Source organism: Janthinobacterium sp. 75, from assembly GCF_004365495.1.
Taxonomy (GTDB): domain Bacteria; phylum Pseudomonadota; class Gammaproteobacteria; order Burkholderiales; family Burkholderiaceae_D; genus Janthinobacterium.
In genome coordinates, this window is sequence record NZ_SORD01000001.1 from 2,630,830 (window position 1) to 2,645,903 (window position 15,074).

At 60.7% G+C, this 15,074-nt stretch carries 13 protein-coding genes; 12 read left to right on the top strand and 1 reads right to left on the bottom strand.

Going from position 1 to position 15,074, the window contains the following annotated elements; all coding sequences use genetic code 11:
- The first annotated feature begins 21 nt into the window (after positions 1–21).
- The 5 genes from rlmD (at position 22) to C8C89_RS11920 (ending at position 7,136) form a co-directional block, all read left to right on the top strand.
- Positions 22–1,365 carry a 23S rRNA (uracil(1939)-C(5))-methyltransferase RlmD gene (rlmD, locus tag C8C89_RS11900; protein WP_101482176.1) on the top strand — a complete coding sequence of 448 codons (1,344 nt, stop codon included), beginning with the start codon at positions 22–24 and terminating at the stop codon, positions 1,363–1,365.
- A 393-nt stretch (positions 1,366–1,758) separates the two neighbouring features.
- Positions 1,759–3,681: a glycosyl hydrolase family 18 protein gene (locus C8C89_RS11905; RefSeq protein ID WP_243857985.1), complete on the top strand. Its 1,923-nt coding sequence runs from the start codon at positions 1,759–1,761 to the stop codon at positions 3,679–3,681.
- 78 nt (positions 3,682–3,759) lie between these two features.
- Positions 3,760–4,806 (top strand): cupin-like domain-containing protein, encoded by a 1,047-nt coding sequence (locus C8C89_RS11910; RefSeq protein ID WP_133990054.1) that lies wholly within the window; start codon positions 3,760–3,762, stop codon positions 4,804–4,806.
- A gap of 268 nt (positions 4,807–5,074) precedes the next feature.
- Positions 5,075–6,262 (top strand): cyclopropane fatty acyl phospholipid synthase, encoded by a 1,188-nt coding sequence (cfa, locus tag C8C89_RS11915; protein WP_133990056.1) that lies wholly within the window; start codon positions 5,075–5,077, stop codon positions 6,260–6,262.
- Positions 6,263–6,290: 28 nt separating this feature from the next.
- Entirely contained in the window at positions 6,291–7,136 is an 846-nt protein-coding gene (locus C8C89_RS11920; protein WP_101482173.1) for a LysR family transcriptional regulator, read from the top strand.
- Positions 7,137–7,252: 116 nt separating this feature from the next.
- Here C8C89_RS11920 and C8C89_RS11925 read toward each other — a convergent pair whose 3' ends face one another.
- Entirely contained in the window at positions 7,253–7,939 is a 687-nt protein-coding gene (locus C8C89_RS11925; RefSeq protein WP_101482172.1) for a Bax inhibitor-1/YccA family protein, read from the bottom strand.
- Positions 7,940–8,160: 221 nt separating this feature from the next.
- On the opposite strand from C8C89_RS11925, the gene ndk reads away from it, so the two are divergent.
- The 7 genes from ndk to C8C89_RS11960 all read left to right on the top strand — a co-directional run bounded on the left by ndk (position 8,161) and on the right by C8C89_RS11960 (position 15,073).
- Entirely contained in the window at positions 8,161–8,577 is a 417-nt protein-coding gene (ndk, locus tag C8C89_RS11930; protein WP_070223377.1) for a nucleoside-diphosphate kinase, read from the top strand.
- Between the two features lie 125 nt (positions 8,578–8,702).
- Positions 8,703–9,878, top strand: a complete 1,176-nt coding sequence (gene rlmN, locus C8C89_RS11935; protein WP_034752035.1) for a 23S rRNA (adenine(2503)-C(2))-methyltransferase RlmN — start codon at positions 8,703–8,705, stop codon at positions 9,876–9,878.
- 11 nt (positions 9,879–9,889) lie between these two features.
- Positions 9,890–10,666 carry a type IV pilus biogenesis/stability protein PilW gene (pilW, locus tag C8C89_RS11940; RefSeq protein ID WP_243857986.1) on the top strand — a complete coding sequence of 259 codons (777 nt, stop codon included), beginning with the start codon at positions 9,890–9,892 and terminating at the stop codon, positions 10,664–10,666.
- Positions 10,667–10,679: 13 nt separating this feature from the next.
- The gene (locus C8C89_RS11945) at positions 10,680–11,636 is read left to right on the top strand and encodes a helix-turn-helix domain-containing protein (RefSeq protein WP_101482170.1); all 957 of its coding nucleotides are present in this window, start codon (positions 10,680–10,682) and stop codon (positions 11,634–11,636) included.
- 38 nt (positions 11,637–11,674) lie between these two features.
- Positions 11,675–12,937, top strand: a complete 1,263-nt coding sequence (gene ispG / locus C8C89_RS11950; RefSeq protein WP_101482169.1) for a flavodoxin-dependent (E)-4-hydroxy-3-methylbut-2-enyl-diphosphate synthase — start codon at positions 11,675–11,677, stop codon at positions 12,935–12,937.
- A gap of 51 nt (positions 12,938–12,988) precedes the next feature.
- Complete coding sequence (gene hisS, locus C8C89_RS11955; RefSeq protein WP_101482168.1) at positions 12,989–14,350, top strand: histidine--tRNA ligase; 1,362 nt, start codon at positions 12,989–12,991, stop codon at positions 14,348–14,350.
- A gap of 54 nt (positions 14,351–14,404) precedes the next feature.
- Entirely contained in the window at positions 14,405–15,073 is a 669-nt protein-coding gene (locus tag C8C89_RS11960) for a tetratricopeptide repeat protein (protein ID WP_133990060.1), read from the top strand.
- Position 15,074 lies beyond the last annotated feature (1 nt).

Genomic DNA, 15,074 nt, shown 5'->3' on the forward strand with positions numbered 1-15,074 from the left:
CACTCTTACCTATTGATCGCTATGCAAGAAAATATCATCGAAATCAAATCGCTCGACATGGACGCCCGTGGCGTTGGCCATATTGAAAACGAAGACGGCTCGCCGGGCAAGGTCGTGTTTGTCGAAGGCGCATTGCCGGGCGAGCGCGTCAGCTTTGTGACGTTCAAGAAAAAGAAGAACTGGGAAATGGCCCGCATGACGGCGCTGCACCGCGAATCGTCCATGCGCGTGACGCCCAAGTGCAAGCATTTCGACAATTGCGGCGGTTGCTCCATGCAGCATCTGGAGCCGTCGGCCCAGGTGGCGATCAAGCAGCGCGTGCTGGAAGATAACTTGTGGCATATCGGCAAGGTGCGTCCGCAAAGCATCATGCGCCCCATGTATGGCCCGACCTGGGGCTACCGCTACCGCGCGCGCCTGTCGGTGCGCCACGTCAAGAAAAAAGACGCCGTGCTGGTGGGCTTCCATGAAAAGAAATCGGCGTTTGTCGCCGACATGGATAGCTGCGAAATCTTGCCGCCGCACATCTCCGCCATGCTGCTGCCGCTGCGTGGACTGATTGCTTCGCTGTCGATCTTCGACCAGATGCCGCAGATCGAGCTGGCCGTGGGCGAAGACGTCACCGCCATGGTCTTGCGCATCATGGCGCCATTGACGGCGGACGATGAAACGAAATTGAAGGCCTTTGCCGACGAGTATGGCGTGCAATGGTGGCTGCAAGTCAAAGGCCCGGAAACGGCCGTGCCGTTCTATCCGCTGGACAAGCAATTGCACTATTTGCTGCCGGAATTCGGCGTCAAGATGCCGTTCAAGCCTGTCGATTTTACCCAGGTGAACCACCACATCAACCGCGTGCTGGTGTCGAAAGCCCTGCGTTTGCTGGAAGTGCAGCCGACGGACCGCGTGGCCGACCTGTTCTGTGGCCTGGGCAATTTTACTTTGCCGCTGGCTACGCAAGGCAGCGCAGTGGTGGGCATCGAAGGCAGCACTACCCTGACGGAGCGGGCGCTGGAAAATGCGCTGGCCAATGGCCTGGCGGAAAAGACCTCGTTCTCGACGCGCAACCTGTTCGAAGTCACCACCGACGACCTGATCGCCTTGGGCCGTTTTGATCGCATCCTGATCGACCCGCCGCGCGATGGCGCCATGGCCCTTTGCCAGGCCTTGGTCGGCCTGTCGCAAGTGCGTCCCGACATGCTGCCGAAACGCATCGTCTACGTCTCTTGCAGTCCTTCGACCCTGGCGCGCGACGCCGGCATCCTGGCGCTGGAAGCTGGCTATGTGCTGAGCAAGGCGGGCGTGGTCAACATGTTCCCGCACACTTCGCACGTGGAATCGATGGCAGTGTTTGATCTGGCGCAATAAGCATTGAAAATACGGCGGGTGGCCAGGCAGGCACCCGCCGTTGCCGCGTTTGGCGGCGCAACAAACTGGCGCAATACCACTTACGCCGTATTATAAAACTGGTCTGTATTTTCCAGATCATGCTTCTTTTTTCATCCTCCCTCTGTCGTTTTTTGTTTGTCCAGTAGGACAACATGCCGTTCGCCTGGGCTGCCGCGTTTTTTACGCGGAGTGGTATTGTCCACTTTGAGTCCACTTTAAAACCACTTGACCGCCTATTTTTTCAGCAGCATGCTGTTCTTGCAACTGCAAAAAACAGATCAAGGGTAGTTATTGACGAAGCAGAGTGGCACTCCGCAAACCTGAACAGGAGACAGCGTGGAAAATCTAATACTTAAAAAAACAATCAGGAACATGATGGTATGTCTGGCCAGTGGAGGCGTGCTGGCGGCCTGCGGTGGCGGCGGCGACGCCAGTACGCCGGCCGGCTCGCAATTGCTGGCGGCCAGCACGGTAGTCGCCTGCGTGCCATGGCAAGAGGGTGGCACCTATAATGCCGGCACGGTGGTCACTTACCTGGGCGCCAACTACACGGCCCTGGTAACGCAGACCGATCACGTGGGCTCGGGTTGGAATCCCGTCTCCACGCCTAGCCTGTGGAGCGCGGGCGGCACCTGTGATGGCGGTACCACGCCGACGCCGACGCCGACGCCGACTCCGACACCCACCCCGACACCGGTGCCAACGCCGAACCCGACGCCCACCCCGACGCCAACGCCGATCCCAACCGGCGGCACCTGCGCGCTGGCGTGGGTGGCGGGCACGGCTTACAGCGCGGGCGCCACCGTCAGCTATGCCGGCACGAATTACCGCGCCAACTACTGGACGCAGGGCAATAACCCGTCGACCAGCAGCGGCGCCGCCGGCACGGGCAAGCCATGGACCAGCCAGGAGGTCTGCAGCACCACGCCTACCCCAACGCCTACTCCGACACCAACCCCGACGCCTACTCCTACCCCGACGCCAACGCCAACGCCAACGCCAACGCCAACGCCAACCCCGACACCAACGGGCCGCGAAGTGGGCTCCTATTTCGCGCAGTGGGGCGTGTATGGCCGCGACTATGAAGTGGCGAACGTGCATTCCAGCGGCGTGGCCGACAAGTTGACCTTTATTAACTATGCCTTCGGCAACATCTATCCGAAAAATGGCGGCTACGAGTGCGGCATGATCACCAAGGCGGAGCCGGGCGCGACGAATCCGAATGCGCCGGACGCGGGCACCGGTGGCGATGCCGAAGCCGACTACATCCGTACGCCGAAGCGCACCGTCGATGGCCAGGCGATCCCATGGGACGCTCCCCTGTCGGGCAACTTCCTGCAGCTGAAAAAACTGAAGGCGGCGCACCCGAACCTCAAACTGTTCATCTCGCTGGGCGGCTGGAGCTGGTCGAAGAACTTCTCCGTCGGTTCGGCCACGGATGCCCTGCGCAAGCAGATGGTACGTTCCTGCATCGATATCTACATCAAGGGCAATTTGCCGGTGCAGGGCGGGCGCGGCGGCGTGGGTGCGGCTGCCAACATCTTTGATGGCATCGACATCGATTGGGAATACCCGGTGGGCGGCGGCCAGCCGTACAACACGGTCAGTCCCAACGACAAGCGCAACTTCACCTTGCTGATGGCGGAATTCCGCAGCCAGCTCGATGCGCTCGGTGCCGCCAACGGCAAGCGCTACCTGTTGACGGCGGCCGTTGGTGCCGGCAAGGACAAGATCGACAACACGGAACCGGCCCTGTACTCGCAGTACATGGATTGGATCAACCTGATGACCTACGACTTCCATGGCGGCTGGGAAAGCAGCACCAACTTCAATGCCCAGCTGTTTGCCGACCCTGCCGATCCTTCGACGGGCATGGCGCGCGAATACGTGGGAGACAAGGCGGTGCAGTACATGATTGCCGCCGGCGTGCCGCGCGACAAGCTGCTGCTGGGCATACCGTTCTATGGCCGTGGCTGGACCGGCGTGGCACCGGGACCGAACGGCGATGGCCTGTACCAGGCGGCGACGGGCACGGCGCCGGGCACGTACGAGTCGGGCATCGAGGACTATAAAATCCTCGTCGCCAAAACCGGTGCGCGCTACTACCATCCCGTAACCAAGCAACTGTATTTGTACACGGGCGCGGGCGGCCAGTGGTGGAGCTATGATGACCCGACCGTCATCGGCACCAAGGTGAAATACGTCAAGGACCAGGGCTTGCGCGGCGCGTTCTCGTGGGAACTCGATGGCGACGCGAATGGCGTGCTGGCAACCGAGGTGTGGAAGGTGCGGTAATGTTGATGTAGCGTAAGACGCGGCCGGATAGTCATGCTGTCCGGCCGTTTATTTATATAAAGACACAGGAGACGGACGATGGCGGCGGTATCGACATTGGGAGCAAAGCAGCTGGAGCAGAAGCAAGACGCGGAGCTGAGCCGCGAATGGCGCAGCTGGATCGCGGAAAACCTCATGCTGGGCAGCCATCCGTCGGCGCTGATGCCGGTGCTGCAACAGGCCGGCATCGCTGAGCCCCTGGCGCGCCGCGAAATCGAACTTGCGTTGCACAGCCCGTATCTTGCCGGCGCCGTGCGCCTGTCGAACCGGCTGGCCAAGCGCGACTGGGTGATCGATATCCAGCGCAAGCTGAACCAGCTGCGCCCGACCGAGATTCCCCGCCGGGAGAGGCTGTCCGCGCAAGCGTTTTTAACGGAGTTCTATTCCACCAACCAACCCGTGATCATCACGGGCATGCTGGACGACTGGCCCGCCATGGCCAAGTGGAGTCCGGCCTATTTCCGCGAACATTACGCGCAGCGCGAGGTGGAAGTGCAGTTCGGCCGCGAAGCGGACGCCCAGTATGAAATGAACAGCGTGGCGCACAAGCGCAAGATGGCCTTTGGCGAGTACGCCAGCCTGGTCGAGAGCAGCGGCACGACCAACGATTTCTACATGACTGCGAACAATAATTCGCAGAACCGGCAAGCCTTGCGCGAGCTGTGGGGCGATATCGGCCAGCTGCCCGAATACCTGAAGCAGGATGGCGGTCCCACGGGCTTTTTGTGGTTTGGACCGGCCGGCACGGTGACGCCATTCCACCACGACCTGACGAACAACTTCATGGCGCAGGTGAAAGGGCGCAAGCGTCTGCGCATCATGGCCGCCTGCGAGGTGGCGCGCGTATACAACCAGCGCCACTGTTTTACCCCCGTTGACGGGCGTGACATCGACTTGCAGCGCTATCCGCTGATGGCCGACGTGCAGGTGCGCGAATGCGTGCTGGCACCGGGCGAAATCCTGTTTCTGCCCGTCGGCTGCTGGCATTTTGTCGAGGCGCTGGATATTTCCCTTACCGTGGCCTTCACCAATTTCAAATGGGATAACGATTTTTATAGTAAGTATCCGTCGAATCACGACTTTTGATCGTGCTGCCGAATGGCGCGAACTTGCCGCGAACAGCCGCCATACAGGCGGCTTTTTTCATGCTACAGAGCGCTTCATGCGCGGAATGTTTTCACAAATAATTTATTCAAATCATTTTGCAGCAAAATTTTTGATATGAATGGTCATGATGTTTCATTATCCAGATGCGGATGAGGGGTAGATAATTTTATTGCTGGTGCGCCGCCGGGCCTCTGAGTGGACTTGCCGGCGCGCGCCAGCACCGACAACCATCTGGAGGCGGCAGGGCATGAACACGCAGCACACGACACAAGCAGGCAGGCAGTTGCGACAAACACCGGCAGGTAGTGCCGGACTCCGGCTCGACACGCGGCTGACCCGCGAAGCGGCCGAATTGCTGGCCAGGGCCGGCATCCATTTGAATGGCCGCGCCGCATGGGACATGCAGCTGCGCAAGCCTGGCGTACCCGAACGGGCTTTCGCCAGCGGCAACCTGGGTCTGGGCGAAGCGTACATGGACGGCGACTGGGATGCGAGCCAGCTGGATGAATTCTTTTGCCATCTGCTGCGCGCCAGGATAGCCGACGACGTGCGGCCCATGCGCCTGGTCTTCCACGCGCTGACTGCGCGCCTGTTCAACCTGCAGACGGAGCGCCGCGCGTGGATGGTGGGCAAGGAGCACTACGACCTGGGCAACGCCTTCTACGCGGCCATGCTCGACCCGCGCATGACCTACACCTGCGGCTACTGGAAGGACGCCAGCAACCTGGCCGAGGCGCAGGAAGCCAAGCTCGATTTGATCTGCCGCAAGCTCAGGCTGGAGCCGGGCATGCGCGTGCTCGACATCGGCTGCGGCTGGGGCAGTTTCATGCGTTATGCGGTGGAAAAATACGCGGTGCAGTGCGTGGGCGTAACGATTTCGAAAGAGCAGGCCGCGTATGCGCGCGCCATGCCGGGTGGCGAGCACCTGGATTTCCGCCTGCAGGACTACCGCGACCTCAATGAAAAATTCGACCGCATCGTCAGCATCGGCATGTTCGAGCATGTGGGGCACAAGAACCACCGCACCTTCATGGAAGTGGCGCACCGCTGCCTGGAAGACGATGGCCTGTTCCTGCTGCATACCATCGGCAAGAACAAGCGCCAATCCGCGTGCGACCCGTGGATCGACAAATACATTTTCCCGAATGGCGACTTGCCGTCGATCGGGCAGCTCGGCGACGCCATGGACGATTTATTTGTGGCCGAGGACTTGCACAACTTCGGCGCTGACTACGACCAGACCCTGATGGCCTGGCATGCGAATTTCGAGCAGGCGTGGCCGCGGTTTTCCGCCCAGTTGGGCGAGCGCTTCCATCGCATGTGGTCATATTATCTGCTGTCGTGTGCGGGCGCCTTCCGCGCGCGCGACTTGCAACTGTGGCAATGGGTGCTATCGAAGCAGGGCGTGCTGGGCGGCTACGAGCGTGTCAGTTGATATGTGCGGCAGCTGATATCATGGCTTGATGGATATCAATCAAGCGCGCACCTTCCTGGAAGTGGCTTCCTGCGGCAGCTTCAACATGGCGGCCGAACGCATGCACGTGACGCAGACCGCCGTGAGCGCCCGCATCCGTACCCTGGAGCAGCAGCTGGGGCGCCAGTTGTTCGTACGCAATAAGGCGGGCGCCCGCCTGACCTCGGCCGGCGAGCGCTTCATGCGCCATGCGGCCACCATGGTGCAGGTGTGGGAAAGGGCCCGCCACCAGGTGGCCTTGCCGCCGGGGCGCGACGACGCTGTCAGCATCGGCTGCGAATTGAGTTTGTGGCAGCCGCTGTTGGGCGACTGGTTGATACGCATGAGCCGCGATTGCCCCAAGATCGCCTTGCGTGCGGAAGTCGACAGTCCTGCGCGCTTGCTCGACGCCGTGCACGACGGCTCACTCGACCTGGCCGTGCTGTACAACCCGCCGCAGCGCCCGGGCCTGGCCAGCGAATTGCTGGCCGAGGAAAAGCTGGTGATGGTGACCACGCGCGCCGACGGGCAGATGCATGTTGATACGTATGTGTATGTTGACTGGGGGCCCAGCTTCGCGGCCAACCACCAGGCGGCGTATCCTGAGTTGAGCAGCCCGCCCGTGTCGATCTCGCTGGGGCCGCTGGCCCTCGTGTACTTGCTGGAAGTGGGTGGCGCCAGTTACTTTCGCATTGGCAGCGCGCAACCTTACCTCGATGCAGGACTCTTGCACCGCGTGCGTGACGCGCCCGAATTCTCGCATTCCGCCTACGCCGTGTATGCGGCCCAGCGCGACAACCCGACGTTGGACCGTGCCCGCGCCTGCCTGTCGGCGGCGGCGGAGAAGATCAAGTAGAGACTGCAGGCGTAAAAAAGCCGACCCGAGGGTCGGCTTTTATTTTCATGCCCAGGCGCATAAAACGTTCAGGGCCAGGTGCTGCAACGCCGCCCGGGGCGTTTTTGCATCAGCGCTTAGTCGCGGCTGCCGCCGGCGAAGCCCAGCAAGGACAGCAGGCTGGTGAAGATGTTGTACACGTCCAGGTAGATGCGCAGGGTGGCCGAGATGTAGTTGGTCTCGCCGCCATTGATGATTTGCTGCACGTCATACAGGATGTAAGCCGAGAAGATGGCGATGGCGACCATGGAGATCACGATCGACAGTGCCGACAGGCCCAGGAAGATGTTCGCCACCGACGCCAGGATCAGCACGATCACGCCGGCGAACAGCCATTTTCCCATGGCCGAGAAGTCGCGCTTCGAGACCGTGGCGATGGTCGCCATCACGGCCAGGATGGTGGCCGTACCGCCGAATGCCGTCATGATCAGCATGCCGCCGTTCGAGTAGCCGAGCGTACGCGTCAGGATAGGCGTGAGCATCAGGCCCATGAAGAAGGTAAAGCCCAGCAGGACGGCGACGCCCAGGCCCGAGTTCTTGGTTTTTTCAATCGCATACATGAAGCCGAATGCGACTGCCATGAAGATGATGAAACCCATGCCGCCGCTCAGCATCGGCAAGTGCATTTGCACGCCGATGAAGGCGCCCAGCACGGTCGGTATCATGGACAGTGCCAGCAGCCAGTAAGTGTTGCGCAAGACCTGGTGGCGGACTTGCTGCATGCCCCCCGACAGGTCAAAGGTGCGTTGCATGTTCTGATTCATAGTGCCTCCGTGTTGTCAATTCAAATTACTGCTTTACCCAAGGATAGCATGAGGGTCGGAATTTGCCAAAAAAGCAGCTTAAGATTTCATTAAACAGGGGTAGGGCGGCAAGACGCCCCCTGCCTGTCTGGGTGATATGGGGTGGAGTATGGTAAAATCAAAGGTTGATTGAGTTATCAATTTACCGTTTTAAACCTTACTTTTTATTGGAGTTTTCACACATGGCAATCGAACGCACCCTGTCGATCATCAAACCAGACGCAGTTGCAAAAAACGTAATCGGTCAAATCTACACCCGTTTTGAAAACGCTGGCCTGAAAATCGTTGCAGCACGCATGACCCAACTGTCGCGCGAACAAGCTGAAGGCTTCTACGCAGCGCACAAAGAGCGCGGCTTCTTCAAGGATCTGGTCGACTTCATGGTTTCGGGTCCAGTCATGATCCAAGCCCTGGAAGGCGAAAACGCCGTTCTGGCCCACCGTGACCTGATGGGCGCGACCGATCCGAAGAAAGCAGAAAAAGGCACGATCCGCGCCGATTTCGCCGATTCGATCGACGCTAACGCCGTACACGGTTCCGACGCTGTCGAAGCTGCTAAAGTGGAAATCGCTTACTTCTTCCCAGAACTGAAGGCTTAATTGCCTTAGATAACGTTATTTCCTGGCGTTATCTGTGAAATAACTTATCACCCCCTGTTCCCGCTGCGCTGTGGAGTTTTTGCTCCTGATGCGCGCGGGGACGGATTTTTAGAATAGACATGATCATGAATACGACGACCCTCACCAACTTGCTGGACCTCGATCCCGCGCAACTCATCGCCTACTGCGCCGAGTTGGGAGAGAAACCGTTTCGTGCGAAACAATTGCAACGTTGGATACATCAGTTCGGCGCCTCCGACTTCGACGCCATGACGGACCTGGCCAAGTCGCTGCGCGACAAGCTGGCCACGCGCGCCGAAGTGCGCGCCCCGGCCATCATCAGCGACCACACATCGACGGATGGCACGCGCAAGTGGCTGGTTGACGTGGGCAACGGCAATGCCGTGGAAACCGTGTTCATTCCGGAAGAAAATCGCGGCACCTTGTGCATCTCGACCCAGGCCGGCTGCGCCGTGAACTGCCGTTTCTGCTCGACGGGCAAGCAAGGCTTCAACCGCAACCTCAGCGTTGGCGAAATCATCGGCCAGCTGTGGATGGCGGAATTCGAATTGCGCCGCACCAAGGGCATCGAGCCGGGCCCGAAAGGTGAGCGCCAGATCACCAACGTGGTGATGATGGGCATGGGCGAGCCCCTGCTGAACTTTGAACCGACCGTCACGGCCCTGAAATTGATGCTCGACGACAATGCCTATGGCCTGTCGCGCCGCCGCGTGACCCTGTCGACCTCGGGCGTGGTGCCGATGATGGACAAGCTGTCGCAGGAAGTGCCGGTGGCCCTGGCCGTCTCGCTGCACGCCTCGAACGACGCCTTGCGCGACGGTTTGATTCCACTGAACAAGAAATACCCGCTGAAGGAATTGATGGCGGCCTGCAAACGTTACCTGGAATTCGCCCCGCGCGATTTCATCACGTTTGAATACTGTATGCTCGACGGCGTCAACGACAGCGACGAGCACGCGCGCGAACTGCTGGCGCTGGTGCAAGACCGCGAGTTCGGCGTGAACTGCAAGTTCAACCTGATTCCCTTCAATCCCTTCCCCGAGTCGGGCCTGTTCCGCTCGAAAAACCCGCGCATCAAGGCGTTTGCCCAGGTGCTGATGGATGGCGGCATCATCACCACCGTGCGCAAAACGCGCGGCGACGATATCGATGCGGCTTGCGGTCAGCTGGCGGGCGAGGTCAAGGACCGCACGCGGGTGCAGGAGCGCATGGAAAAGATGACCGAGTATCAACAGAAATTTGGTGCCAATTTCGGCAAGATCGTGGAGATTCGCTCCTGATGCGGGGAGGCATGGCTTATCCTGGCGCACTTGCCGTGGCTGTTGTCAGCCTGGGCGTGCTGCTGGCCGGCTGTGCTTCCACCGCAAACAAGGAGCAAGCCGCATCTGTCGAGCAGCGCGCCGCCTTGCGCTTGCAGTTGGCCAGCGCCTATTATATGCAAGACCAGTTTGTGGTGGCTTTGGCCGAGGCAGAGCAGGCGGTGCGGCTGGTGCCGGACAACGCCCAGGTGCGCGGCATGCGCGCCCTGATTTTTGCCGCCCTGCGCCAACCTGTGGCTGCTGAAAAAGATTTTCTTTACGCATTGCGCCTCGCGCCCCACAATCCCGAGTTGAGCAATAATTATGGCCAGTTTCTGTGCCAGACCGGGCGCGCGGCGCAGTCGTTGGCATATTTCGATGCCGCACTGCAAGATGTGGCCTATGGCACGCCTGAACTTGCGCTGCAGAATGCAGCGGCGTGCAGCCTGATGATGAAAGATTACCCGCGCGCCGCTGACTACTGGCTCAAGGCGGAGCGCATCGCACCTGCTGCGGCAATGACCTATGCCGGCTTGGTGCGCGTGTATTACCAACAGCAAGACTACCGGCAAGCGGCTCATTACCTTGAGCGGCTCGGTAAAGTAGCGACAATGGAGAGCCAGACGGCCGATGTGCTGTGGCTCGGGATCAAGGTGCAGCATAAGCTCGGGGATGCGGGTGCGGAAGCTGGCCTGGGGGCGCATTTGCGCAACCACCATTCCGGCTCCCCCGAATATGCTGCTTATCAAAATGGGGCGTTTGATGAGTGAGACAGGGATACCAATGAATTCAGAGTGGGCAGAAACGCCTCAGCAGCAGCCCCAGGGCAATCTTGCGTTGGCAGGCGCACAGTTGAAGGCGCAGCGCGAAGCGCTGGGCTGGCCTGTGGAACAGGTGGCCGACCAGCTCAAGCTGGCGCCACGCCAGGTGATCGCGCTGGAAGAGGGCGACATGGCGGCCTTGCCGAACGTGGCCGTGGTGCGCGGTTTCGTGCGCGCCTATGCCAAGGTGGTGCGCCTCGACGCGGCGCCGCTGGTGGCCATGATCGAAGTCCATCCGGCGCCGGCGCAAGACCCGGCCGCGCCCGTGCGGCGTGAAATTTCCGCCACGTTTTCCGAATCGCGCTTCCCGTCGATGACGCAGCGCTCGTCGAACCAGACTCCCCTCTGGATCGCCGGCGCCGTAGCTGTCGTCGTGGCGGCAGCCTTTGGCGCCTACAAGCTCGGCTATGTGCCAGCCAGCCTGCTGTCCTCGCACGCCGAGAAAGAAGTGGCACATGCGGACGTGGGCCCCGTGGAAACAACCCTGATCAAGCCGGGCCAGGACTTGACGCCCGTGCAGACGCCGTCCGTGCCGCTGATTTCCGTGCCGCCGCCGCCAGGCAACGATACGCAGACGGGCGCGCCTGCCACCAGCGTGGCTTCGGCGCCTGCCGCTGTGCCTGCGACGCCGCCAGCGACGACGGCTGCCGTTGCGCCGGCCGAGGCCCCCGCTGCCGTGGGCGCGAATGCGCTGGTGTTGAAGGTGGAGCAGGATTCGTGGGTCGAGATTCGCCGCCCTGGCAGCACGCCGCTGATTTCGCGCATGGTCAAGGCTGGCAGCACGGAAACGTTTGATATCACGGGCCCGGCCACCCTGGTGGTGGGCAAGCCAGGTGTCGTGCAGGCAACTTTGCGCGGTGCCAAGCTGGACCTGCCGACCGTTGCGGGTGGCACGATTTCCCGTGTCAGCATCAAATAAGCGCAGTAATCGTTCAAGCAAACTCAGAAGATAATATTATGGCTACCTCGAAAACAGCGATCGGCTCCGGTCCTTCCGGCCGGCGTGACAGCCGCAAGGTGCTGATCGTGCACGGCCAGCGCCAGATCTGGGTAGGCGGCGACGCCCCCGTGGTGGTGCAGTCGATGACGAACACCGATACGGCTGACGCCATCGGCACGGCGATCCAGATCAAGGAACTGGCGCGTGCCGGTTCGGAACTGGTGCGCCTGACCGTGGACCGTCCGGAAGCAGCTGCGGCCGTACCGTATATCCGCGAGCAGCTCGACAAGATGGACATCGACGTGCCGCTGGTGGGTGACTTCCATTACAACGGCCATACCTTGCTCAACGACTACCCCGATTGCGCGCGCGCGCTGTCGAAGTACCGTATTAATCCGGGCAACGTGGGCAAGGGCGCCAAGCGCGATACGCAATTCGCGCAAATGATCGAAGCGGCTTGCAAGTACGATAAACCGGTGCGCATCGGCGTGAACTGGGGCAGCCTGGATCAAGCCTTGCTGGCGCGCATCATGGATGAAAATGCAGGCCGCGCCGAACCGTGGCCGGCGCAAGCCGTCATGTATGAAGCGCTGGTGACGTCGGCGATTGAGAACGCCGTGCGGGCCGAAGAGCTGGGCCTGGGGCGCGACAAGATCATCCTGTCGTGCAAGGTTTCTGGTGTGCAAGATTTGATCGCCGTGTACCGCGAGCTGGCCCAGCGCTGCGACTATCCGCTGCACCTGGGCCTGACGGAAGCGGGCATGGGCAGCAAGGGCATCGTCGCTTCGACGGCGGCCCTGTCCGTGCTGCTGCAAGAGGGCATCGGCGACACCATCCGCATCTCGCTCACGCCAGAACCTGGCGGCGACCGCACGCGTGAAGTCATCGTCGGCCAGGAAATTTTGCAAACCATGGGCTTGCGCAAGTTCGCACCCATGGTGATCGCCTGCCCAGGTTGCGGCCGCACGACGTCGACCACCTTTCAGGAATTGGCCGACAACATCCAGACGTATCTGCGCGAGCAGATGCCGGAATGGAAAAAATCGTATCCGGGTGTGGAAGCGATGAACGTGGCCGTCATGGGCTGCATCGTCAACGGCCCCGGCGAATCGAAGCATGCGAATATCGGCATCAGCCTGCCCGGTACGGGCGAGTCGCCGGCCGCGCCCGTGTTTGTCGATGGCGAAAAAGTCGTTACCTTGCGCGGCGAACGCATCGTCGAGGAATTCCAGGACATCGTCCTCAGTTATGTTAAAAGCCATTATGGCGCAGCAGCGTAGGTCGGATTAGCGCTACGCGCGTAATCCGACAATCAAGTTAAAGAGAACACTATGTCCGAAAATAAAAAAGCAGATAAGATCACCGGCGTGAAAGGCATGAATGACGTGCTGCCTGCCGACGCCCCGCTGTGGGAATTGTTTGAAAATACGGCGCAATCCGTGCTGCAAAGCTATGGTTTCCAGCAAATCCGTACGCCGATCGTGGAAGAAACGAAATTGTTCGCGCGTGCCATCGGCGCCGTGACCGATATCGTGGAAAAGGAAATGTACTCGTTCACCGATTCGATGAACGGCGACAACCTGACCCTGCGTCCGGAAGGCACGGCTGGCGTGGTGCGCGCCGTGGTCGAGCACAACCTCGTCTACGAAGGTCCGAAACGCCTGTGGTACAAGGGTCAGATGTTCCGCCACGAGCGCCCGCAAAAAGGCCGCTACCGCCAGTTCCACCAGTTTGGCGTGGAAGCCATCGGTTTCACGGGCCCGGATATCGACGCCGAGATCATCATGCTGTCGCGCCGCCTGTGGGATGACCTGGGCCTGGAAGGCATCCGCCTGGAACTGAACTCGATCGGCGACGCGGCCGAGCGCCTGCGCCACCGCGCCGACCTGATCACCTATCTGGAGAGCCATAGCGAGCTGCTGGACGAAGAAGCCAAGCGCCGGCTGCATAGCAATCCGCTGCGCATCCTCGATACCAAGAACCCTGCCATGCAGGACTTGGTGAATGGTGCACCGAAGCTGCTGGACTACCTGGGCGAGGAATCGCTGGCCCACTTCCACGGCGTGCAGAAGATCTTGAATCACAACAATATCCCGTTCACCATCAATCCACGCCTGGTGCGTGGCCTCGATTACTACAACCGCACAGTGTTCGAGTGGGTCAGCGACAAGCTGGGTGCGCAAGGCACGGTGTGCGCCGGTGGCCGCTATGACGGCATGGTGGAAATGTTCGGTGGCAAATCGACGCCAGCCGTCGGTTTCGGCATGGGCGTCGAACGTCTGGTGCTGCTGATGAAGGATGCGGCCGAACCGGAAGCGCCGGCCCAGTGCGACGTCTACCTGGTGCATCAGGGCGAGCAGGCAGGCTTGCAAGCCTTCGTGCTGGCCGAACGGATTCGCGATGCGGGCCTCGACGTTGTGCTACATTGCGCAGCGAGCAACGGCGGCGGCAGCTTCAAGACGCAAATGAAAAAGGCCGATGCCAGCGGTGCGGCGTTTGCCGTGATCATGGGCGATGATGAAATCGCCAACAATGTCGCTACGGTGAAAGCCATGCGCGAAGCCGATGCGGGCGCGCAGCAAAACACGGTACCGTTCGACGATGTCGTCGATTACGTGGTGGACCAGATCATCGGTGACCATGATTGCGGCCACGACCACGGTCCTGGCGGTCACGTGCATCACCACCATTGATTTGAAGCAAGACCGTACTACCCTCGATCAACTACTCATTAAAACTGACGACCCATGGCATACGATCACGAAGAACAAGAACAACTGGCAACCCTCAAGGCCTGGTGGCAGCGCAATGGCAATCTGACCTCCTGGGTCCTGATCGTGGCGCTGGCAGGCTATAGCGGCTGGGCTGGCTGGCAGTACTACCAGCGCACGCAAGCTGCGCAAGCGGGCCAGCTGTACGACGAACTGCAAAACGCCATCGCCGCCAAGGACACCGCCAAGGTGATGCGCGCGGCCGGCGACATGCAATCGCGTTTCAGCGGCACGGCGTATGCGCAGATGAGCGCGCTGGCCGCAGCCAAAGTGGCGTTTGACGCGAATGACCTGAAGACGGCCAAGACCCAGCTGCAATGGGTAGCCGAGCATGGCACGGAAGAGTACAAGGCCATGGCCAAGCTGCGCCTGGCGGGTGTCCTGCTGGACGAGAAAGCCTACGATGAAGCGTTGAAAGTGCTGGCGACGGCCAGCGTAGCGCAATTTGCCGGCGCCGTGGCCGACCGCAAGGGCGATATCCTGGTGGCGCAAAACAAGCTGGCCGATGCCCGCACGGCCTACCAGGCCGCGCTGGCCGCGACGGACAAGAATAATCCAGGTCGTCAATTGATTCAGGTCAAACTGGAGGCGATTGGCGGCACGGTACCGGAAGACAAGGCCAAGGCTGAGAAGGCCGCCGCCTGAC

Bases quoted from the DNA above. Each gene is read 5' to 3' on its own strand.
- ndk (WP_070223377.1), top strand. From the start codon at position 8,161: ATGGCAATCGAACGCACCCTGTCGATCATCAAACCAGACGCAGTTGCA.
- hisS (WP_101482168.1), top strand. From the start codon at position 12,989: ATGTCCGAAAATAAAAAAGCAGATAAGATCACCGGCGTGAAAGGCATG.
- rlmN (WP_034752035.1), top strand. From the start codon at position 8,703: ATGAATACGACGACCCTCACCAACTTGCTGGACCTCGATCCCGCGCAA.
- C8C89_RS11910 (WP_133990054.1), top strand. From the start codon at position 3,760: ATGGCGGCGGTATCGACATTGGGAGCAAAGCAGCTGGAGCAGAAGCAA.
- ispG (WP_101482169.1), top strand. From the start codon at position 11,675: ATGGCTACCTCGAAAACAGCGATCGGCTCCGGTCCTTCCGGCCGGCGT.
- rlmD (WP_101482176.1), top strand. From the start codon at position 22: ATGCAAGAAAATATCATCGAAATCAAATCGCTCGACATGGACGCCCGT.
- C8C89_RS11925 (WP_101482172.1), bottom strand. From the start codon at position 7,939: ATGAATCAGAACATGCAACGCACCTTTGACCTGTCGGGGGGCATGCAG.
- cfa (WP_133990056.1), top strand. From the start codon at position 5,075: ATGAACACGCAGCACACGACACAAGCAGGCAGGCAGTTGCGACAAACA.
- C8C89_RS11905 (WP_243857985.1), top strand. From the start codon at position 1,759: ATGATGGTATGTCTGGCCAGTGGAGGCGTGCTGGCGGCCTGCGGTGGC.
- C8C89_RS11920 (WP_101482173.1), top strand. From the start codon at position 6,291: ATGGATATCAATCAAGCGCGCACCTTCCTGGAAGTGGCTTCCTGCGGC.
- C8C89_RS11945 (WP_101482170.1), top strand. From the start codon at position 10,680: ATGAATTCAGAGTGGGCAGAAACGCCTCAGCAGCAGCCCCAGGGCAAT.
- C8C89_RS11960 (WP_133990060.1), top strand. From the start codon at position 14,405: ATGGCATACGATCACGAAGAACAAGAACAACTGGCAACCCTCAAGGCC.
- pilW (WP_243857986.1), top strand. From the start codon at position 9,890: ATGGCTTATCCTGGCGCACTTGCCGTGGCTGTTGTCAGCCTGGGCGTG.